This window comes from Paraburkholderia sp. NPDC080076 (genome assembly GCF_050281145.1).
In the GTDB taxonomy this organism is placed as follows: Bacteria; Pseudomonadota; Gammaproteobacteria; order Burkholderiales; family Burkholderiaceae; genus Paraburkholderia.
Map to the genome: position 1 here is coordinate 367,677 of NZ_JBNNWQ010000003.1, position 20,531 is coordinate 388,207.

20 protein-coding genes are annotated in these 20,531 nt (G+C 62.7%); 8 read left to right on the forward strand and 12 right to left on the reverse strand.

Features of this window, described 5'->3' with window-relative positions; all coding sequences use genetic code 11:
* The 7 genes from ACQKRQ_RS13910 to ACQKRQ_RS13940 form a co-directional block, all read right to left on the reverse strand.
* Nucleotides 1–894, reverse strand: coding sequence for a c-type heme family protein (locus tag ACQKRQ_RS13910; protein ID WP_408252733.1), 894 nt, complete (start codon nt 892–894; stop codon nt 1–3).
* A 31-nt stretch (nt 895–925) separates the two neighbouring features.
* Nucleotides 926–1,777: a hypothetical protein gene (locus ACQKRQ_RS13915; RefSeq protein ID WP_427477588.1), complete on the reverse strand. Its 852-nt coding sequence runs from the start codon at nt 1,775–1,777 to the stop codon at nt 926–928.
* Nucleotides 1,778–1,846: 69 nt separating this feature from the next.
* Nucleotides 1,847–2,848, reverse strand: coding sequence for an anti-sigma factor family protein (locus ACQKRQ_RS13920; RefSeq protein ID WP_427477590.1), 1,002 nt, complete (start codon nt 2,846–2,848; stop codon nt 1,847–1,849).
* Between the two features lie 288 nt (nt 2,849–3,136).
* A complete protein-coding gene (locus tag ACQKRQ_RS13925) occupies nt 3,137–4,024 on the reverse strand; it encodes an anti-sigma factor family protein (RefSeq protein ID WP_427477591.1) in 888 nt (295 codons plus the stop codon).
* Entirely contained in the window at nt 4,021–4,566 is a 546-nt protein-coding gene (locus ACQKRQ_RS13930) for an RNA polymerase sigma factor (RefSeq protein ID WP_132374479.1), read from the reverse strand. Before ACQKRQ_RS13930 ends, ACQKRQ_RS13925 begins: the two co-directional genes overlap by 4 nt.
* Nucleotides 4,567–4,761: 195 nt before the next feature.
* Nucleotides 4,762–5,835 carry a catalase family peroxidase gene (locus ACQKRQ_RS13935; RefSeq protein ID WP_408311351.1) on the reverse strand — a complete coding sequence of 358 codons (1,074 nt, stop codon included), beginning with the start codon at nt 5,833–5,835 and terminating at the stop codon, nt 4,762–4,764.
* A 457-nt stretch (nt 5,836–6,292) separates the two neighbouring features.
* Entirely contained in the window at nt 6,293–7,393 is a 1,101-nt protein-coding gene (locus ACQKRQ_RS13940) for a TIGR03118 family protein (RefSeq protein WP_427477593.1), read from the reverse strand.
* Nucleotides 7,394–7,713: 320 nt separating this feature from the next.
* Here ACQKRQ_RS13940 and ACQKRQ_RS13945 point away from each other — a divergent pair, with 320 nt between their 5' ends.
* Both ACQKRQ_RS13945 and ACQKRQ_RS13950 read left to right on the forward strand, forming a co-directional pair.
* Entirely contained in the window at nt 7,714–8,157 is a 444-nt protein-coding gene (locus ACQKRQ_RS13945; RefSeq protein ID WP_427477595.1) for a universal stress protein, read from the forward strand.
* A gap of 146 nt (nt 8,158–8,303) precedes the next feature.
* A complete protein-coding gene (locus tag ACQKRQ_RS13950; protein ID WP_427477597.1) occupies nt 8,304–9,866 on the forward strand; it encodes a class I adenylate-forming enzyme family protein in 1,563 nt (520 codons plus the stop codon).
* A 119-nt stretch (nt 9,867–9,985) separates the two neighbouring features.
* Here ACQKRQ_RS13950 and ACQKRQ_RS13955 read toward each other — a convergent pair whose 3' ends face one another.
* The gene (locus tag ACQKRQ_RS13955) at nt 9,986–10,393 is read right to left on the reverse strand and encodes a DUF2784 domain-containing protein (RefSeq protein WP_408176741.1); all 408 of its coding nucleotides are present in this window, start codon (nt 10,391–10,393) and stop codon (nt 9,986–9,988) included.
* A 323-nt stretch (nt 10,394–10,716) separates the two neighbouring features.
* On the reverse strand, nt 10,717–10,923 hold the full coding sequence (locus ACQKRQ_RS13960; protein ID WP_408282350.1) for a hypothetical protein: 207 nt from the start codon (nt 10,921–10,923) through the stop codon (nt 10,717–10,719).
* A gap of 348 nt (nt 10,924–11,271) precedes the next feature.
* Between ACQKRQ_RS13960 and ACQKRQ_RS13965 the strand changes: the two genes are divergently transcribed.
* The gene (locus ACQKRQ_RS13965) at nt 11,272–12,522 is read left to right on the forward strand and encodes a metal-dependent hydrolase family protein (protein ID WP_408176744.1); all 1,251 of its coding nucleotides are present in this window, start codon (nt 11,272–11,274) and stop codon (nt 12,520–12,522) included.
* Between the two features lie 55 nt (nt 12,523–12,577).
* Nucleotides 12,578–13,948, forward strand: coding sequence for an MFS transporter (locus ACQKRQ_RS13970; RefSeq protein ID WP_408176745.1), 1,371 nt, complete (start codon nt 12,578–12,580; stop codon nt 13,946–13,948).
* 120 nt (nt 13,949–14,068) lie between these two features.
* Here the strand turns inward: ACQKRQ_RS13970 and ACQKRQ_RS13975 are convergent, their stop codons facing one another.
* Nucleotides 14,069–15,526 (reverse strand): NCS1 family nucleobase:cation symporter-1, encoded by a 1,458-nt coding sequence (locus ACQKRQ_RS13975; RefSeq protein ID WP_427477600.1) that lies wholly within the window; start codon nt 15,524–15,526, stop codon nt 14,069–14,071.
* Nucleotides 15,527–15,922: 396 nt separating this feature from the next.
* Here ACQKRQ_RS13975 and ACQKRQ_RS13980 point away from each other — a divergent pair, with 396 nt between their 5' ends.
* The 4 genes from ACQKRQ_RS13980 to ACQKRQ_RS13995 all read left to right on the forward strand — a co-directional run bounded on the left by ACQKRQ_RS13980 (nt 15,923) and on the right by ACQKRQ_RS13995 (nt 19,339).
* The gene (locus tag ACQKRQ_RS13980) at nt 15,923–16,390 is read left to right on the forward strand and encodes a FecR family protein (RefSeq protein ID WP_427477602.1); all 468 of its coding nucleotides are present in this window, start codon (nt 15,923–15,925) and stop codon (nt 16,388–16,390) included.
* A 47-nt stretch (nt 16,391–16,437) separates the two neighbouring features.
* On the forward strand, nt 16,438–17,001 hold the full coding sequence (locus ACQKRQ_RS13985) for an OmpA family protein (RefSeq protein ID WP_243658151.1): 564 nt from the start codon (nt 16,438–16,440) through the stop codon (nt 16,999–17,001).
* Nucleotides 17,002–17,039: 38 nt separating this feature from the next.
* Nucleotides 17,040–18,524, forward strand: a complete 1,485-nt coding sequence (locus ACQKRQ_RS13990; protein ID WP_427477604.1) for a CHASE2 domain-containing protein — start codon at nt 17,040–17,042, stop codon at nt 18,522–18,524.
* A 371-nt stretch (nt 18,525–18,895) separates the two neighbouring features.
* The gene (locus ACQKRQ_RS13995; protein ID WP_132374494.1) at nt 18,896–19,339 is read left to right on the forward strand and encodes a hypothetical protein; all 444 of its coding nucleotides are present in this window, start codon (nt 18,896–18,898) and stop codon (nt 19,337–19,339) included.
* A 75-nt stretch (nt 19,340–19,414) separates the two neighbouring features.
* On the opposite strand, the gene ACQKRQ_RS14000 is transcribed toward ACQKRQ_RS13995, so the two are convergent.
* Both ACQKRQ_RS14000 and ACQKRQ_RS14005 read right to left on the reverse strand, forming a co-directional pair.
* Nucleotides 19,415–19,855, reverse strand: a complete 441-nt coding sequence (locus ACQKRQ_RS14000) for an NUDIX hydrolase (protein ID WP_427477606.1) — start codon at nt 19,853–19,855, stop codon at nt 19,415–19,417.
* A 347-nt stretch (nt 19,856–20,202) separates the two neighbouring features.
* Nucleotides 20,203–20,442, reverse strand: coding sequence for a hypothetical protein (locus tag ACQKRQ_RS14005; protein WP_132376895.1), 240 nt, complete (start codon nt 20,440–20,442; stop codon nt 20,203–20,205).
* Between the last annotated feature and the right edge of the window lie 89 nt (nt 20,443–20,531).

Genomic DNA, 20,531 nt, shown 5'->3' on the forward strand with positions numbered 1-20,531 from the left:
TTAGGCCTCTTCTTCGTCGAGGATCCTGAACGCCTCGACGAGACTCGTCTGCATGCGTCCGAACGATACGGCAAGCGAGGCGATCTCGTCCGATCCGCTCGTCGGCAAGGGCGTCGCGCCGAGTTTGCCGAGGCTCATTTCATCGGCGGCGCGCGAGAGCGACTGGATCGGCCGCGTGATCAGCAGATGCATCATCACGTTCATCACGATCAGGACGACTGCGAACACGCCGCCGAGCGACAGCATGAACGCGCGCCAGATCGCGCGGCCGCGTTCGATCGGCTGCGCCATTGGCACCGACACGAATTCCGCGCCGATCACTTCGTTCATCGGCCAGTTGAAGCCGTTCGCGGAACCGTACTTGTCCAGCATGGTGGCGGGCGCCGCGCTTGGGGTGCTGTGGCATTGCATGCAGGCGGAATCGGTGATGCGGCTCGGGCGCGCGAGAAAGAGGGTGCGGCCGCCGGGCGAATCGCGCTGGCCGGTAAGCTCCTTGAGTTCGGGCCGGTCATGCAGATGGCTGATCACATCGGCTTCCCAATCGGTGGGCCGGTCGCGCGGATTGGTCGGATTGACCATCGTCGACCTGTACGAGAAGTTCGGGAAATCCTTCTGCAGCAGATTGAGCATTTCGATCGCCGAGAAGGCGGGGATGGATTCCGGCACGAAGCGATATTTGATCTGCGTGGCGAGGAGCGGCGTGATGTGCGCGGCCGTATAGTTCTGCATCGACCCCGCCGCGCTGATGAGTACGTTGGCGTCGTGGACGGTTTCTTCGAGCGCCTGCTTTTGCAGAAGGCGATCCGCCACGATACCGGCGGCGACGAGCCCAATCGAAAAGATGAGCAGGAACACGAGGTTGAATTTGACGCTGAGCGAAAGCTTGAGTTTCATGGCGTACTGTTAGCGGTTTTGGCGCGACGTTTCATGGATAGCGGACTTTGTTGCGAGCGGCGTGCGCGGGCGGGTAGAGGAACACGCGCCAGTCGGGCAGCGCGTTCAGATGACTCTCGATCGATGCGCGGAACGCGTTGTCGGCGAGCCGCGTATGAAAGCGCGCGGCGAAGCGTTTGCGCGCGGGCAGCGTGCTCGTGAGCCACGGCGCGAGGTCGTCGTAGGTCGCCGGGCGCAACGGCTTGGGGGCGGCGTCGCTGGCAGGCGTGGCTTTGATGGCGAGCGGCTGCAACGCGTCGCGAAACGCGACCGGCATGGCTGCAAGGAACGCGCTCGATGGCCGCGGCAAGACGTGGGCGGGCGCGTTCCCGGAAATCTCGGCGAAGCTCCCGGCGTCGATCGTCAGTGGCGGTTTGAGGGCGAGCGTTTGCACGCCGCTTTCGCTGAACACGGCGATCTCGCCTGCGTCGCCGGGCGTGGCGACGATTGCCGCCGCGCTCGCACTCGTGCTCAGGCGAATGGCACCGCGCTCCGTCTCCACGATCCGCTGCGAACACGGTGCAGCCTTGCAGGCAGGGGCGAACTTCATCCAGCCGCCAAGCAAGCCGATGCGTTCATCTGACTGCAGCATCACGCGCGACTGCGCACCGAGTGCGACGAGCGTGCCGTTGTCGTCCTGAATCTGCACGACGCCTTGTCGCGGCGACAGAATCAGATCGTCGGCACGCAAGGACTCGCCCGCGCCCAATTCGAACACGTTGGCCGCGCGCACCACGGTGACGGGAGAATCCGCGCTGACAAGCGTCCAGGCCGCGCGTGCCGGCGAGGACAGCGCGGCCAGCAAGACGATACCCAGGGTCCATGCCCGCAGTCGATAAACCATGTGCTTTGCTCGCAAGTTGACGATGCCGGGCAACGCCGGTCTCTTCAACACAACAGCGAAGCGGGCGAATTATTCCGTGGCGGGAAGAAGCGGCGTGTCGAGGGCGGCAAGCGGAATGGGCGCGGGCAGCGAACCGAACAGCGGCGCGGCGCGGTGGCTGGAAATGCTATTGCTCAGCGCATTCATATCGATGCCTTCACGCGGGCCGATCAATGCGTAACCGAGTTCGGACTGACGCCAGGTGACGACCGTCATCGACGCAACCTGCTGCGTTGCCGTGCGCGCGTCGGGCTTGGCCTCCTTCATCACGCACAACGCGACAGGCGCACCCCGTTCGGGCAGATAGACGATCTGAACCAGCGGCTTGTTGTTGAAGCGCAGGCGCTGCACGCGCTTGAAGGTGAGGCCGTAGGCGCTCAGATCCGGAATGCGAACGGCGAGGCCATCGTCGTCGTGAATCTGCGCGGTGGTTTTCGCCACCAGCGCGGGATCGGCTTCGATGTTGGCGAGCGTGTCGCGAGAATAGAGCTGCTGATAGCTGGCGGCGGCCGCGACCCAGGGCGACACCCCCGTTCCCACCGACGCCAACGATGCGCCTGCCGTCGACGCGGGTCCCACGCCGCTGCCGAGGCGCAGCACGAAGCCGCAGGCGAACGCGCCCGCGACGAATGCGACGGCAAGCCACGCGGGCGCGATACGCAAGCGCGAGCGGATCGGCGCTGACGCCGCGGCGCCGTCAGGATGCGGCATGACGGCGTCGTTGGCACTCGCATCGCGCCCGACCGGCGCTGCCGCGCCTTGCGGGCTCTGCGGCTCGCTCCACGCGAAATCCTGTGCAGGCTTTTTCGCCGCGCGCGCCATGTCGCCGATCCGCACGCTGAGGCTTGCGGGCACCGGCGGCAGAGTCTGCTGCGCGAACGCTTGCGCGTACGGCAGGCGCGACCTCATGAGCCACGCGACGCGTCGCGTGGCCTCGGGAGAGCCACTCAGCGCGCGCTCCACGGCTACGCACTCGCGGGCCGGCAGTGTGCCGTCCACGTAGCCCATCAATTCGATGTCGTCCAGATTCATAAGGCCTGTCTTCGCTCTTGGCGGGAATGGGATGCCCCTCCCAAACCTGCATGACGCCATAAGGGCTAATGACATAACACCCGTGGCTCGACATTATTCCGTCGGGCCCTGAAGATTTTTTCGGGCCGACGCGAGCGCCTTCGCCGTTCAGCGGCGGGGTGCGCGGCTGTGTATTGGCGGCGCTTGAGGATGCCGTCTAACGCGTGGCGATGCGCGGTAAAGGCTTACCGCGAATCGCCACGCCACGGCCCGATGCGTCACTGTCGCGTGCCGCGCTCGGGCATGCCGTTATCCGGACACGGGACGCGCGATCGGCGAGGCATCGCTGAAAAGCGGCGCCATGTCGAGATTGGAGATGCGCTTGCCGAGCGCGGCGAGATCGACGTTGCCCGACTGCCCGATGAGCGCATAGCTCAACTCCGCTTGCCGCCACGTTGCGACGTCCATGGCATCGACCGTCTTCGTCGCGACCGGCTGGTCCGGCTTCGAGTCTTTCATCACGCACAGCGCAATCGGCGGGCCATTTTGCGGCAGATAGACGATCTGCACGAGCGGCTTGTTGTTAAAGCGCAGCCGTTGCACCGACTTGAACGTCAGCCCGGCGCTCGTCAGGTCCGGCACGCGCAGGGCGAGCTTGTCGTCGCTGCGGATATCCCTGACGATCTTCGCCGCGGCCGCCGGATCTTCCTCCGTGTACGCGAGGGTGTCGCGCGTGTACAGCTTCTGATACCCGACCGCCGCCGCCACCCACGGCGATACGTCGGCGTTGGCGGCAATCTGCACGCCGCCGCCCGCAAGCGGGCCAACCCGCACGAACAGGCCGCAGGCGAAAGCGCCGGCGACGCAGGCCGCAGCAAGCCAGACCGGCATGCCGCGCAGGCGCGAGCGCACGGGCTCGGAGGGCGCTTTTTCGCTGGCGGGCAGGACCGGGTCGTTCGATTCCCGGGCGCGCTGCGCGCGGACCATCTCGTCGATCTTGAGCTTCAATGAATCGGGCACTGGCGGGAGGCTCTGTTGCGCGAAGGCGTCCGCGAAATCGAGCCGCGAAGCGCGCAACAGTGCGACCTTTTGCCTTGCTTCGGCGGACTCGCGCAGTCGCGCTTCGACCGCGCTGCGATCCTCGGGCGACAGGCCGCCATCCACGTAAGCGAGCAGTTGAGCGTCGTCAGCCATCATGCGATTGAATCCTTTTGTGTCTTCGCGGGCCGGGCTTTCGGCGTCTCGCCGCCAAGCAGCGCGCCGACCGCCTGGCGGGCGCGCGACAGGCGGCTCATGACCGTGCCGATGGGCACCTCGAGCACGTCGGCGGCCTGCTGATAGCTCAGGCCTTCCACGGCGACGAGCAGCATCACGACGCGCTGCGCCTCCGGCAAGCGTTCGACTGCGTCGATGATCTGCCCGTGCATCAATTGCGTTTCGGGACCCCGGTCGACGGGGTCGGGAAGATTTTCGAGGAAGTCGTCATCCCAATCGAAACTGGACCGTCTTCGCACGCTGCGGGCGCGCAGCTCGTTGATCCAGGTCGAATGGACAATCGAGAACATCCAGCTCAAAGGAGCCGTGTCGGGCTGAAGCTGATGGGCGCGTTCGAGCCCGCGCAGGCAGGCGCGTTGCACAAGATCCTCGGCGTCATGCTGGTCCCCCGACAGGCGAAGCGCGAACGCCCACAGGCGCGGCAGCATTTCGGGAAGCATGCCAGGTAAATCTACACCGTTCATTGAACGAAAATCTCCCATGTTCCCCGAGACGGGTTCGACAGCATTGCGAACCCGTCGACCTCGCACTAAAAATTGCACTGTCGTTCGCCACCGTTTTTTTTCGCTACGAAGTTCGAACGGTGTAGTTTAACTTGAGACCGCACAACGTGTGAGAGCCGTCTTTATTCCATCGAGGAGATCTCGATGCCGCCCTTTCTAGCGGCGGTGCGTGCCAATTCCCGCCTCTTCGCGCGTGCGCCGGTTGAACGAAACCGCGTAGACCGCCGAACGCGCGGCGAGTAGCGGATCGTCCGAGGGCGCGATGCCATAGGGAAGGATCAACGGATCGAAATTGATGTCCCGGCAGGCGCCGTCGATCTGGCTTTCGGCGCGCTCGATCACGATCGTGCCGGCGTCCACCCGATGCAATTCGCGCTCGGGCGGCCATGCGCGCGTCGCGTCGTCGACCGGATCGCCCGGGCCTGCCGGCGTGAGCATGAGGTGCCAGGAGACGGGGCCGGCCTGCAAGCGCAGATAGAGATCGTGTGCCAGAAAGTCGGGATCGCGCGCCGGGTTCGTGCGTTCGGTCGACGGCGCATAGGGCGTGTCGGGAACCACACTCCAGCGGACGAAACGTGTGTTGCCATCGGCATCGACAAAACGGAACGCGTCGATGCTGAAGTAGCTCGCGTTATAGAAAGCCGTGGAAGGCGGATGGGTGTCGACCCACTGGTGAAAGGCCATTGTTTCGGGGTGCTGCGCAAGAAACGCGTTCAGTTTCGCGGGATCCGGCCGGCCGGTCCGCGCATCCGGGCGCAGCGCCACCAGTTGTTCGTACAACGCCTGTGGCGTGGCGACCTGGAAGATCGGCACGGAGTTCATTGCGGTGCGCCATTGCTCTGCGTTGCGCACCGAGAACAGCAATGCAAAGCTGCGCACGGATGCGTCGGCGTCGTCCTGGGCGGGATTGCCGCCCGGTGCGGAGAGGCGGCCGATCACAGGGGTGCGGCCGCGCTCGAACACGCTCGCGCGCGAAAGCGCGGCGCCGTTTCCGTTGCTGTCGAAATAGCCGCGCACGCACACGCCCTTGGCATGATTGCGGCGAAAGCCGGGGTGCCTGCCCATGCTGTTCTGGAAGGCGTCGATCATCCGGGCGGGCGTCAGTGCGGGCTCGCTGCCCGGCCAGCGAATCCAGCCGGCGACCCACGCGAACGCTCCCGCGACAGCCGCAATGACGATCACGATGAAGGCGTAGCGAAGCAGAAGCGCTGATGGCTGGGGTCGGGACATGATGCAGCGTGAAAGCGAACGCGCCGATCCAAAAAGCTGACGAGTATAGAGCAGGGTACGTTTCGGTGCAGGGTCGCGCAATGAAATCCATTCGCGACGAAACGCGTGTTTCGCTATCTCGCGGCGGAATAAAAAGGCTTATGGGGTGTTATGCGAAGGCGCACGGACGGACGTTCTTGCCGTGCAACTAACCGGGCAACGGCAACAGGCGCTGGACTATGAGGCGGGAAAAACGCCGGCGCACTCGACTACCACCCGCACCAGAATTTGCTTCAGCCCGATCGCGCGGCCGACGCGCGGACTCTCGCGTCGTTCGTAGTGGAGGGGCTGTTCATCGGGCATGGGTGGCACCGGGTTTGGCTTGCGTGGTCAGAGTCGGCGTCCGCGGCGCATGCGAATCCTGAGAGCGTCCTGGGTAGGCGCCGCCCGTGCCGCGTTCGCCGCGTCCGCCGGCTGGTTACTGGGCGACGTCGAGCCGGCCGTAGACGCCGGTCGTCGGTGTCGGGCCGGCGGCGAAGAACAGGGTATTGAGCGGTTGATTGGCAGCGTTGTTGCCGAACGAGATGCCCCAGATACCCGGCTGTTTGAAAGTCGATCCGTCGGCTTGCGTCACTGCACCGATGAACGCCCCGGAATTGGGATCGAACGCGTCGAGCGTGCCGTCGCCGAAATTTCCGACCAGCAGATCATTGCTAAGCGCACCGAAATTCGCCGGCGCCACCGCAAGACCCCAAGGCGAATTCAGCGATCCGCCCACGGCAATGCGCTTCGTGAGGTGCCCCGCGGTATCGAACGCGTCGACCGCGCCGTTGCCAGGGCCGTTCACCTGTGTGTGTCCATCGGGACCGAGCTTCGCAAACGTCACATAGACGGTCGTACCGACTACACGAATGCCGAAAGGGGACAAGCCGGCAGGCAAGTTGGGATCCTTGAATTGCCCGTCGAGTTGGATCTTGTTGAACGACTTGTCGAACACATCGACCTTGCCGTTATGAAAGTCCGCCGCGTAGAGCAGGTTCTGACCGGCGTTCGCGCCGATGGCAAGGCCCTTGTAAACCGCGCCGCCGGTGCCGTCGTCGTGCGCGTTGACGGCTTGCGTCGGCAGTACTTTCGGTGACCAGCCGGCGATCGTGCCGGCGTCGGTGGCCCAGAGGAAGACCGCGTTGCTCGTGAGGCCGTTTGCGCTAATGCCGAAGTCGGTGCTGGTATTGAACACGATGCCCGTCGGCCCGGCAGCCTGTCCACTCGCCGCGGGCGGGATCGTGACGACGAGCGACTGCACCACGCCATTGCCGTCATAAAGCGTCGACTTTTTCGTATTGTTGTCGGACACCCACATGACGCCGGTCGGGTTGAAGGCGATACCCCAGCCGTTCTTGAGATTGGCGTCCGTGTTCGGTGCGCTTACGCTGCCATCGGAAACCAGCACGGTGGCTTTGAAAGGACCGGTGGCCGAGGCCGGTGGCGTGGAATTGTCGCTGCCGCCGCCACACGCGGTGAGCGTTGCCGTGCAAGCGGCGAATGACCAGGCAAGCACTGCCTTTTGACGCAGTTTCATTTCGCGATTCCTTTTATGTTCGGAGTAGCGCCCGCCGCAATCGTCTTGTATCTGCGATGCACGCGAACGAACGATCCCTGAGTGCGCAAAGGAATGGGCGTGCAATCAGCGAACAGTGAGTCCGCGGATTGAACTGCCCGATCTCTTCGGCGCTGAATCGTCCTCCTCCGAACGCCTGGTGTTTCGGTTTTATTCCGTGACGGCAAAGAGCCGCGAGCGAAAAGAAGCGTTGCGCTTTTCTGGAATACCTCGTCGGCCACGGGTGTTATGGGGATGACGCAACCGCCGCCACTCCCTTCGTCGCACGATTCGAGGATCCCATGCCCGACCACTACAACCTGCTCGTCTACTACGATGGATCGCCTGAATCCAGATCGGCATTACTGCGCGCGACCCGTTTGGGATATGCGTTGACCGCTACTGTTCATGTACTGTCGGTAGTGGATATCGGCTCGGCTGTGGGCAGCAGTCTTGGATACTTATCGGACGTCGCGTGTTCACAGATGGAAGGCACGGCGAAGCAGACCTTGAAGGAAGCGCTGGATCATTTGAGAGAGAGCGGAACGGTTGCGCGCGGCTATGTCGCAGTGGGGAACGTGGTCGATAGCATGGCTAATTATGCGGGCCTGCTCAACGCGGATCTGCTCGTGCTGGGTCACCGGAAACCGCGTGGACTGGCAAGATGGTTAGGCCAGCCATCCAATCACGCGGAGCTGGTGAAACGCGCGGCAGGGCGTGCTGTTATTACCGTGCCGCTGGACTAGATGACGGCGCCATGGCTCGACTTGTCGTTGTCATTGACGCGGGAAGAGGAGTTGGTTCAACACAGGCGCCGGAATAATCTGCGAGCGTTGTCTGTTGTGAGGGCAGACCTGTCATCGACAGCCAATCGACCCTTGGAGCAACCACCATGTCTTGTCCCGGAACACGCCCGCAACCCATGCAGGTACCGCAACTCGCCACTGTGCACGAACGCCTGTTCGACTCCGCGGCAGCCCGCCCGCATGCCATTGCGCTGATCGCCGGAGATGACACATGGACCTACGATCGCCTGACACGGTATATCAGAAGGCTTTCGCGAGGTCTGCTCGCTCACGGTCTGAAACCCGGCGATCGCATTGCGCTGCACATGACGAACAAACCGGAAACCGTCGCCGCGTATTACGCGTGCATGTTGACAGGCATGATTGCGGTGCCGCTGAACAACCGGCTCACACGCGCGGAACTCGAGCCGCAACTGCGACGATTGCAGGTTTCGTTGTATCTGGGCCAGCTGGATCTATACGGTGCGATTGCCGGCATGGATGCTTCGATTCTCGTTGCGGACAAGCGCTTTCTTGTCGACGGCTCGGCGCAAGGCGCGGGCGGCAGAGCATGGAGTGAGTTGATCGAGCACGAGGCAGACGAGATGCGGCTCGAGCCGGTGCGCGTCGACGAACCGGCGCTTCTGCTGTCGACGTCCGGCACCACGGGAGAACCGAAGTTCGTCACGCACACCCCGCGCACTGCGTGCGCGATGATGCAAGCTTACCAGGCCATTGCGTCGAGGCCATACGACGTCACGCTGATTGCCACGCCCATGATGCATGCTGCAGGGCTCTTCACTGCGCTCGCGACGCTCGCCACAGACGGCACCTGCGTCCTGATGGACCGATTCGAGCCGGCGGCCGCGCTTGACCTGATAGAACGGCACCGTTGCACGATGATGATGTGGTTGCCGTTCATGTATTCGGCGGCGATCGTCGAGCAGATCGCGCAGCCACGCAACGTCGCGTCACTGGGCACCTGCCTCGTCGGAGGCGACGCGACGCCGCCGAGTCTGCAGGAGGAGTTTTTGCGGGTGTTCGGCGTCAGAATGCGCAATTTCCTCGGCATGAGCGAAAGCGCGGGCACCTTCACCTATGGATTCGATAGCGGGCCCGTGTGCCGCGCGGTCGACGTGGACCGCGTTCGTCTCGCCGACACAGAAGGCAACACGGTCAGGCGCGGCGAAGCGGGCGAACTGATGCTGCGCGGACCGAACCTGTTCGTCGGCTATTGGCTCGGCCCCGGGCGCATCGACGACGCACGCAAGGACGGCTGGTGGCCCACCGGTGACGTGATGCGCCAGGACGAGGCCGGCGACTTCTGGTACGTCGCCAGAAAGAAAAACCTGATCATTCGCGGCGGGTCGAACATCTCGCCGACCGAAATCGAGCATGCGCTCACGGTCCATCGCGGCGTGCGCGAGGCGGCGATAGTCGGCGTGCGGGACGCCGTCCTCGGTCAGCGCGTGATCGGTTTCGTTGAACTGACCGAAACCGCGACGCAGGTCGAGGACGTGTTGCGTGATCTGTCCACCAGGGTTGCGAATTACAAGATGCCGGAGCGGCTCATCGTGGTTAACCGGTTGCCGCGCAATTCGTTAGGCAAACTGGACCGGGCCAAGCTGGAAGCAATCGGCGAGCGACTGGACGATTGGCGCGCGGCGTGAGCGGGCAATATACGTGCGCCGGCCGTGGAACACGTATCTGCGCGATTCGGGCCGTGGACATTCAGATGGCCATCGTAGCGGTTGCTCGTCTTTGGTGTGTCCAGCGCGTTAGCTCTGACTCACGAGCGCATTGCTTTCGAACGACGTGCGCTCTCAGGAGGAATCAGCCGCCAGGTCAGCAACACCACCAGACCGAAAGCGACGTACAGAAGCGTGAAGACCCAGCCCGGCAAATCGTAGTAGAGCAGGCGGCTCACCCAGCGCTGAATGAAGCCTTGCGTGAATCCTTGCGTATCCAGCGAACCCGTACGCAGCCAGTCCTCCAGCGTCGTCAACGGGCACGCGATACCCAGCAGCGACAGCGTGGCCACGATCACGATCGCTGACAGATGAACGAGCCGGAAGAAACGCTGGCGTATCCACTTCCAGCGGAGGCCGGCGCCCACCCAGATCGCGACGAATCCGCACACGATGAACAACGCAAGCAGCGCGTGCGCGACAAGCACCGCATTGGCTAGCCAGTTCATGATCGGCTTTCTCGTGACCTGCTCGCTGCGGGTCCGATTGAATCAAACAGGTCCGCAAGACTGCGCGCGAAATGCGCATAAGCCACTTGATGCCGTGACTATCGACGCATCCGGCAGCGCGCCTTCAGCGCCTGTGGCGCATCACTTCCCAGCAATCGTGATGGTTCATTCGTCTGAGCTGCCGACGCCTGATCATCTCGCGCCAATAATGTCCGGCGACCAACAGCATGGCGACACTCAGACCACACAGACCCACGACGATTCCCGCCCCCGATTCGGCCATACAACACTCCTTGACTGTGCAACTGATCAAGCGATACGTGTCATTCGTCGTTCAGGATACGAGCGGCGGCCTTCAGAAAAATCTGTCCATCCTCGGTAATGAGAGGGCGTTGTTGCCCGGAAGCGAGCTCTTCCAGCGTGACGAGTTGGCGCTCCAGAAGCGCTTCCAGATCGGCACCGTCCAGACTCGGTAGATCCGGTGCATCCTTGAGCAACATGAGGGTCGCGAATTCGTGTGGACTGAGCATCGTTGTCTCCTGGCTGAGCTTGCTGCCTGGCTGGGAACCTGATCCGTTGGCCTCGCTTCGCGAGCAGGATCAATTCGGTGTGGTGGCCGCTGCGGGATGTCACCTTGCGTTCGGGTGGCATGTCGCGCGCCGAGGTGCCCATCTTAATGCGGACAACTGCAATAGATCAACATGTGGGAAAAGCTTTTTTTGGATCCGCTTTGCGGCATGTGTTGGTCAGCGCCATACTTGATACATGCGGGATTTATCCTGATGAATATCCTGGCAGCGCTTCCATACGCCAGCCTCCATACTCGAAGCGAGGCCCGTATGCCTGGCGCTGCGGTCGAAACCTGAAGGAGATAACACTTGACCAGCTTTCTCTTACGTAACGGCGCGCTTCTCGATCCTACCCATCCTGATCTGCTGGAAGGTTTCGAAATTCTCATCGAGGACGGCTTCGTCCGCGAAGTGTCCGATAAACCGATCAAGAGCAGCAACGCGCACGTGATCGACGTCAAAGGCAAAACGATCATGCCGGGGCTGATCGATCTGCATGTGCATGTCGTTGCAATCGAGTTCAATCTGCCGCGCGTGGCGACGCTCCCCAACGTGCTCGTCACGCTACGCGCCGTGCCGATCATGCGCGCGATGCTGCGCCGCGGCTTCACCACCGTGCGCGACGCGGGCGGGGCAGGGTATCCATTCAAGCAGGCGGTCGAATCGGGGCTCATCGAAGGTCCGCGCCTCTTTGTATCCGGCCGCGCGTTGAGCCAGACGGGCGGTCATGCCGATCCGCGCGCCCGCTCCGACTACATGCCGCCCGATTCACCGTGCGGATGCTGCGTGCGCGTGGGCGCGCTCGGCCGCGTGGCGGACGGTGTCGATGAAGTGCGCCGGGCCGTGCGCGAGGAACTGCAGATGGGCGCCGACCAGATCAAGATCATGGCTTCGGGCGGGGTTGCTTCGCCCACCGATCCGGTCGGCGCATTCGGTTACTCCGAAGACGAGATCCGCGCCATCGTCGCCGAAGCTCAGGGGCGTGGCACGTATGTGCTGGCGCATGCCTATACGCCCGCGGCGATCGCGCGCGCCGTGCGTTGCGGCGTGCGCACGATCGAGCACGGCAATCTGATCGACGAGGAGACCGCACGGCTCGTGGCGGAACACGGCGCGTATGTTGTGCCGACCCTCGTCACTTACGACGCCCTTGCAAGCGAAGGCGAGAAATATGGACTGCCGCCGGCCAGCATCGCCAAGGTAGCGGACGTGCATGGCGCGGGACTGCACTCGATTGAAATCATGAAGCGCGCCGGCGTGAAGATGGGCTTCGGCACGGACCTGCTCGGCGAGGCACAGCGGCTGCAAAGCGATGAGTTCCGGATTCTCGCCGACGTCATGTCGCCGGCCGAGGTGATCGCGAGCGCGACCATCGTTGGCGCGGAAGTGCTCGGTATGCAGGACAAGCTCGGCAGAATCATGCCGGGCGCGCATGCCGATGTGCTGGTGGTCGACGGCAATCCTTTGAAGTCCGTAGATTGCCTGCTGGGCCAGGGCGAGCATATTCCGCTCGTAATGAAGGATGGCCGGATCTTCGTCAACGAACTCGAAAGCGCTTGACCTTATGAGCCCGCCCGCGTTCGCGGCGCCCCAATGTCCCAATCGGAGCTTGTCCATGTCGATGATTGCCGCTCGCATCGAGCGATTGCCGTTTTCAGGTTTTCACCGCCGTCTGTTGTTGATGGGCGGCCTCGGCTACACCTTCGATGCGATGGACGCCGCCGTGCTCGCATTCCTGCTGCCGGTGCTGCGCACGCAATGGGGGTTGACGAGCGTGCAGACCGGCGTGCTGGGAAGCGGTACGTTCATGGGCTATTTCGTCGGCGCGATGCTCGCGGGCATGCTTGGCGACATCATCGGCCGACGCAAGGTCATGATGTATGCGCTCGTGATTTACTGTGTCGCGTCCCTTGCCAGCGCGCTCGCGAACGACTGGGGATTTTTTCTGGCGACGCGCATTGTCGCCGGCCTGGGGACGGGTGCGGAAAGCGCCATCGTCGCGCCGTTTCTCTCCGAGTTCGTGGCACGGCGATATCGCGGCAGTTTCACCGGCAGCCTCGCGGGATTTTTCTCGTTTGGATTCGTGGCGGCCGCACTGCTGGGCTATCTGGTGATTCCACTCGCACCCAATGCATGGCGTGCAGTCATGGTGATCACGGCGCTGCCCATTGTGATGCTGCTCTGGTGGCGCCGCGCGTTGCCCGAGTCGCCGCGCTGGCTCGAGGCACGCAACCGGCACGCGGAAGCCGATGCGATCGTGTCGCGGATGGAAGCGGAGGTGATGAAAGCCGGCGTACAGTTGGAGCCGCTGTCTCCCGCGCGCGAGGGGTCCGTTCCGCTCGCGGCCGGACGGGCCTCGATCATCGCCAACGTCAAGGCGCTGTGGGCGGCGAAGCTCGCGCGCATCACGGCCATGACGTGGCTGATGTGGCTATCCATCACGTTCAGCTACTACGCGTTTTTCACGTGGATTCCCGGCTTGCTGGTTCAGAACGGGATGACGATCACGCGGAGCTTTTCTTATTCGCTCGTGATTTACATCGCGCAGATTCCCGGATACTTTTCGGGCGCGTGGCTCAACGAGAAGATCGGCCGCCAGGCGACGATTGCGTCGTACATGATATTGGGCGGCATCTCGGCGCTCGGGCTTGCGTTGACGGGTACGGATACCGGCATCATGGTGTCGGGCATCCTGCTTTCGTTCTTCATGAACGGCACCTATGCCGGCGTTTATGCCTACACCCCGGAGGTTTTTCCCACCGACGTGCGCGCGACGGGCACCGGGCTCGCTTCGTCGATCGGCCGGCTGGGCGCGATTGCCGCGCCTATCCTCGTCGGGTACGTCTATCCGCTGCTGGGCTTTGCCGGCGTGTTCGGGGCGACGACGCTCGTGCTGCTGATCGGCGCGTTGGCGGTGTTGCTCATGGGCGTGCCGACGCGCGGAAGATCGCTAGAGGACATTGCGGCAGGGCAGATCAACCAGTGAGAAAAGCGGAGCCGCCTATCGTGACGAACCGTCCGCCTGCGGGATGCAGCGCGCGCTAATGCTTGACTCTGCCTCGTGGAGCTGAACGCGGGTCACCGCGTCCAGTTCCACGAAGAGGCCTTAAGCGCGGGTCGTCGCAACGGCCGTACGTGGCCGCAGCGTCGCCATGATCAGATAGGTGCCGCCACCGATCAGCACGCCGAAGAACCAGCCATAGGTGTTCCACCAGACCGGCAGCAGGTTGGTGAAGTTCGGCAGAAAGGTCGAAAACACGCTGCCGATCGCCGCCGCGATCAACGCGTTGACGTTCCAGCCGCCTTCGTAACGGTACTCGCCGTGCTCCTGATAGAGCGCCGCGACGTTGATGTTGCCCTTGGCCACCAGATAGTAGTCCACCAGAATGACCCCCAACAACGGGCCCATCGTCGCGCCGATGGCGTTGACGAAGTGCGCGGCGTTGCCTTCCCACGGCGCGAACGGGTAGAGCACCAGCGCGATGGCCGCGGCAATATAGCCGCCTTTCTTGAAGCTGATCTGCTTGGGGAATACGTTGGAGATGTCGAACGCCGCCGAGACGAAATTGGCGACCACGTTGATGCCGAGCGTGGCGACCGCGAAGGTCAGCGCCGCGATGAGCGCCAGTACCCAGCTGTCGAACTTGGCTGAGATCTGCTCGGGATGCAGCAGGACTTCGCCATACACCTTGAAGGCGGCGATGGTGGTGATGCCCGCGACCAGCGAGAACGCGATCAGGTTGACCGGCAGGCCCCACAGATTGCCTTTCTTCACGGCTTCGCGGTTCTTTGCGTAGCGCGAGAAGTCGCAAAAGTTCAGGTACAGCGCCGCGAAGTAGGTGATCCAGGTCGCGCCCACTGCCATCAGCGCCCAGAACGAGCCCGGCTCGCCGCTGACACCGGCGTCTTTGGTTTTGTCGAGCAGCACGTCCATCGGAATGCCGTGCGAGAACGAGAAGCCGCCGGCCTTCACGCACAGGCCGATCGCGAGAATCAGCATCGCGACCCACACCGCCGGGCCGGCCCAGTCCTGAAACTTGCGCACCGTCTCCATGCCCTTCTGGATGATGAGCAACTGCAGCGCCCAGATCACCACGTAGCAGATCACCTCCAACCCCGAGTGGCCGAGGAAGTGCGTGCCCTTGTAGAACGTCATCATGCTGTCGTTGCGGATGAGCAGAGCGACCAGCGCGCCCGCTGCCGCGGCCGTCTGCGCGCCGTACCAGAAGCAGGCCACCACGGCGCGCACCAGCGCCGCGAGGTTGGCGCCCCACACGCCGAAGGAGGCGCGCGCCAGCACCGGGTAGGGCACGCCGGTCTTCTCGCCGGCGTAGCCGATCAGGTTCATCAGCGCGAAGATCACCAGCGAGCCGATTCCGATCGCCAGCACGAAGTTGGTAAACGTGCCGCACAGCAGGAACAGACTGGCTGCGAGGTAGTAGCCCCAGAGGCTGTGTACGTCCGAAGTCCAGACATTGAAGATGCTGAAGGCACCCCAGTTGCGTACCCTTGAAGGGGCGAGATCTTCGTTGTAGAGGCCGGGGGAAGGGTTGCGGATTTCCATCTGTCTTCTCCTTTGAGTTCGTGGAACTGAGGAAACACCGCCGGAAGTCCTGGGCGGCAATCCCCCCGCGTCTGAAGCAAGCTCGTATGCAAGAACTGTATGCACTTTGATGCGCAGTTCTGAATGGGTTAACCCTTAATCGAGAGGCGCGGCGACGCAAACAGGCTGCCAATCAAGTGTCTCGTGGCGATATGCGCGGAAGCGCACAGAGTCACCCACGGGCGCGGCGCTAGTCTGATGGATGCCGTAGAAAAGCCTCCCCCGGCTTCCAGGAGCCGTATTTCTGCAAGTCTTTCGCAAGCCCCAGCTCTGCGAGCGGTCAGGCAATGACTGCTCACACACCAGGTCGACACGCTGTTCCGCGGAATGCAGCGTTTACGCCATCAGGTGACACCGATGCGTCTCCAAGCCGCCCAATATGCGTTGCTTCTAGCCTGCGGATGCATGGCTGTCACGGATGCACTTGCCGACGATGCTGCCGGCGTCGTCAAGACCGTCAAGGGCACCGTGCAGATCGAGCGGTCCGGAGCAAGTTCGGGCGCGGCCATCGGCAGCGAGGTGTATGGCAAGGATCGTATCGTGACCGGCCCGCAGTCCTCCGTCGGCATCACGCTGCGTGACACCACCCAGCTCTCGGCCGGCGCCGATACCATCCTCGACCTCAACAAATTCGCGTTCAATACCACGACCCATGACGGCGTACTCGACGCCTCCGTCAAACGCGGCTCACTGGCCGTAATTTCCGGAAAACTGGCGAAGGCGAATCCGGATGCCGTCCGTTTCAGCACACCGACTACCACGCTCGGCGTACGCGGCACTGAGTTCATCATCGAAGTCGGGGATAAAGGGGAGGGCGCACATTGAAGGCTGCAATCCGACGTCGCGGGCTGGCATGGGCAGCGGCATTCGTCATGCTGGCCTTGCTGGCCGCGTGCAGCACTCCGGACAAAATCATTCTATTGCCGGATCCCGACGGCAAGGTCGGCGCGGTCGTTGTCCACAGCGCGACCGGCGAGCAGACCATAGACAAGGCTTACGCCGGAGTCGACGTCACGAAGAGCGGCTCCATTGAAAAAACGCTGGATAGCCAGTCCACTGTGCAGGCACGATATGGTGAACTGCTCGCGGCCCGGCCGCCGCGCCCCATGACCTTCACGATCTTTTTTCTCTTCGACTCCGCCACCGAATTGGCCCCGGAGTCGGCCGCCACGGTTAAGAAACTGAAGGCCGTTCTTGCGACCTGGCCTGCGCCCCAACTCGTGGTGGTCGGTCATACCGATCTCGCCGGCTCGCAGGACTTCAATGACAAACTGTCCATGCAGCGGGCGCAGACGGTGGCGACGTTCCTGATCAAGCAAGGCATTCCTGCCCAACAGATTGAGATCGCCGCGCGGGGCAAACGCGAGCCACTGGTCCCCACGGCGGATGGCGTTCCCCATCGCATGAACCGGCGCGCGGTCATCACCGTCCAATGACCCGCGCCAGTCATCGGCGCTGAGTGGCCTTTCCGTCGATGAAACGCTATTTCGACCCATGGATTGCCCGGACCAGGCATCTGCTGAAGGCCGCCCAGGGGCGTCCGGTGGCGTTGGCGCTATTGTTCGGCCTGAGCCTGCTCAATCTGACCAGCGAATGGCCGAGCGACATACCGCGTCCGGCTTTCGTCGACGCGCTCGACGCGGCGCTGCCTGATTCCTTCAAAACCGCCCGGCAAATTCTGTTCGATCAGTATCAACGTCACTTCCCGCGGGTTCCGACCGCGCAGCCCGTGACCATCGTGGAGATCGACGAGGAGACGCTGGCGACCGTCGGTCAATGGCCGTGGCCGCGAAATCGACTCGCGAGCCTGGTGGATGCCATCGACGCATTGAAACCGCTGGCCATCGGTCTCGACATCTACATGCCCGAACCGGATCAGACCTCGCCCGACAAGGTGGCCGCCAATCTGCCGAAATCGGCTGCGGCTCTGGCGGCCGGCTTGCGGGCGCTGCCCAGTCACGAGGCCATTCTCGAGCGATCGTTGCGCGCCGCGCCGACCATCCTGGGCGCCGCGCCGCTCGATCACGCAACCTCCGCCGCCAGCACCGATCTGCGCAGTGCGCCGATCCTCGTGCATGGCGCCGACCCACTCGACTCTGTGCAACGCTTCGACTATGTGCTCGCCAGCTTGCCCGAATTGCAGGCGGCGGCTCACGGTCAGGCGATGCTGAGCGTGGCGCTCGAACAAGGCGTGGTCCGGCATATTCCGTTGATCATGGGTTTGCGGGAGAAGCTGGTCCCCAGTCTGCCGATGGAAATGCTCCGCCTCGCCACCGGATCTTCGGCGATCGACGTGTTTGCCGACACATCGGGCGTGCAGGCGGTGGGCGTCGCGGATGTGCAGGTGCCCACGCAACCCGGCGGCGACATCTGGTTGCATTTCGCATCCATTCGCTCGACGTTGAGCCGCTACGTGTCGGCGCGCGACGTTCTGCAGGGCACGGTCGACCCCGACCGGATCCGCAACAAGCTGGTGCTGGTCGGCCTGACCGGCGCGGGCGTCACCGACATGCGCACGACCGCGCTGGGGGAACTGGTGCCAGGTATCGAGATTCAGGCGCAAGTGATCGAGACGATCGTCGAGGGGCGTTTCCTGCGTCGGCCCACCTGGCTGAAATGGGCGGAAAGCGCCTTCATCATGACGTTCGGGCTGCTGATCATCTGGTACGTGCCGCGCCGGCAATCGCGGCTTGCGGTCTTCATCCGCGCCGTCCCAAAGGGTTCCACCGTTCTGGGCTTACTCCTGCATCTGCTGAATGTCTTGTGCTGCTTCCTGATTTTTATTCGTTTCGGGCTGCTGGTCGATGCGGCCTCGATATTTATTATCCTGTCCGCCATGATGGGCTGCTTTCTTACGCCCGCATTGCTTCATGCCGACGAACCAGGCAGAACAGAAACCGCGCACGCGCAGGGGCGTGAAGAAGCCGACGGTCGCACCGGCAAGGCGCCGGGACCCTGAGGGAAACGCTGATCATGGGGTGCGTCGGTCAGCGACGAAAGCTCGATGCAGGTGTAGCGCGCCCGCCTGAATGATGTCGGCTTGCAGCGCATCCGGCTGCAATTCTACGAGTCATCCAGGCGAGCACGAAACGTCATTATTCCATCGAATCATGGCGTCTGGGTGACCGCGCACGTTAAAGAGCTGCGGATGAATTTCACACTGGGCACGCATGGCAAACGCGGCCGTTACTCGTTGATGGGACGACTCGAACTGCGGATTTGCTGCGCTGCGTAAACGCCGGTAATCGGCACATCCTCCACGTCCGCGACTCATGCCGCCAAATAACCGTATATACTGTTTATACCGTTAATTTTTGCATGGAGATCCTGATGAGTGAGCCGAGCCTCAAGAAAGCAACGAAGAAGACTTTTCATTTCCCAAAGGGTGCCGGCGCCGCCCCCGAAACTGAGAGCGACGTTGCCGAGCCAACCGCGAGCGTCGCGGTAAAAAAGAAGAGCGCAAGCGCGAAGAAAGTGCCGAAGGAAAAGACGGTTGCCGCTGACAAGGCCGCGCCTGTCAAAGCAACTGTGGCGGTCAAAGACAAGCGCGCGAAGAAAGAGAAAGTCGTGCGTGACAGCTTCACGATGCCGAAGTCCGACTACGACAAAATTGCTGCGCTGAAACAGAAATGCCTGGAGGCTGGCGTGTCCGTGAAGAAAAGCGAAATTCTGCGCGCTGGATTGGTTCTGCTCGAATCCGCGGCGCTGAAACGTCTCCTTGCAGCCGTGTCCGCTGTTGAGCAGGTCAAGACGGGGCGCCCGGCAAAGTCGTAGGCTTCGACGAGCTTTGATTCGCTGTAGATGTCGCCCATTCAGGTCGTGATGGCTATGCTGGCCGGGGCGGTTTGATCAGCGAGAGAATTGGGCTCCGATATCGGCTGCCTGGTCGTCGTCGCTGGTCAGTCTTGATGCACCGTTGGACGCCATGGCCAACGCTTCAACGATTCCCTTCGTAGAAGTACTGACCGGCAGATTGGCTACCTCCGTGACCTTCGCCCAGGTACAACGCGTAATTTCGTTGCTGGGCACGGGCTGCTCGCCATCGGCAATCGTCGCAACGAATACATGATGACAGGTGTGGATGCCGGTGAAGCCGAACATGTACCGCATGTCCATTGCATGAAGGCGCGTTTCCTCCATTAATTCGCGCATCGCGGTTTCACGAAGATCTTCCCCTGTCACGGGCTTGCCGCCAGGTAGCGACCAACGGGTGCCTTCCCGGCTGACCAGGAGGATTCGCCTGCCAAGCTGGCAGACAACAGTCGCTCGTTGCTTCACGGTGTCTCTCATGTTTTTCGCCGCGTTGTGTAGAGCACGTCGCCTGCCTGGGATCTGGCGAAGCGGTGCGACACTGCGGTCACTATCGTCGGGACAGCGACAGAATTTCTGCGCCGTGCCGGCCGTCCGGGCCAGGGACGGTGCAACCACCGATCGTCGTTTCAAAGTGTGACAATAGTGTGGCGACGGCGCAGCGGCGAATTTCATATGCGGCGTGGCGCGGGCGATCGAGGCTCGTCCGAGGCGCGTCTTTTCCCCGCAAGCCTTCCGGGTCGCCGACGCGACCATCGGTCTCAAGGTGATTCAAGGAAGTGCCGCGCGGCGCGGCTCAGCTCGATCGTTGCCGCGGGCGATTGAACTCACGCGACGTCGGTAGTGAGCCGGTCGCGCGCACCGCTATTTGCCAGGCTTTCTAACGCCTGGCTTCCGTCCGTGCGAGCGGCGTCCTCGACCGCGAAGGTTCGTTCGCTGAAGGCAATCAGTTTGAATCCGCTTCCCTTCGCGCGCGGGACCGTGATGCCCCAATGCCAGCCTCCGGCTTGCTCGAAGACATGCAATACAGGGACGGTTGGAGTGTGTGAAGACTGAGAAGTCGTCATGGCGCATTCTCCCGTCATATTGCGACCGTGGGTGCCCAATTGCAGTTGCCCCGTCCTCAGTCTACAGCTATTTGCTGCACTGCAATATG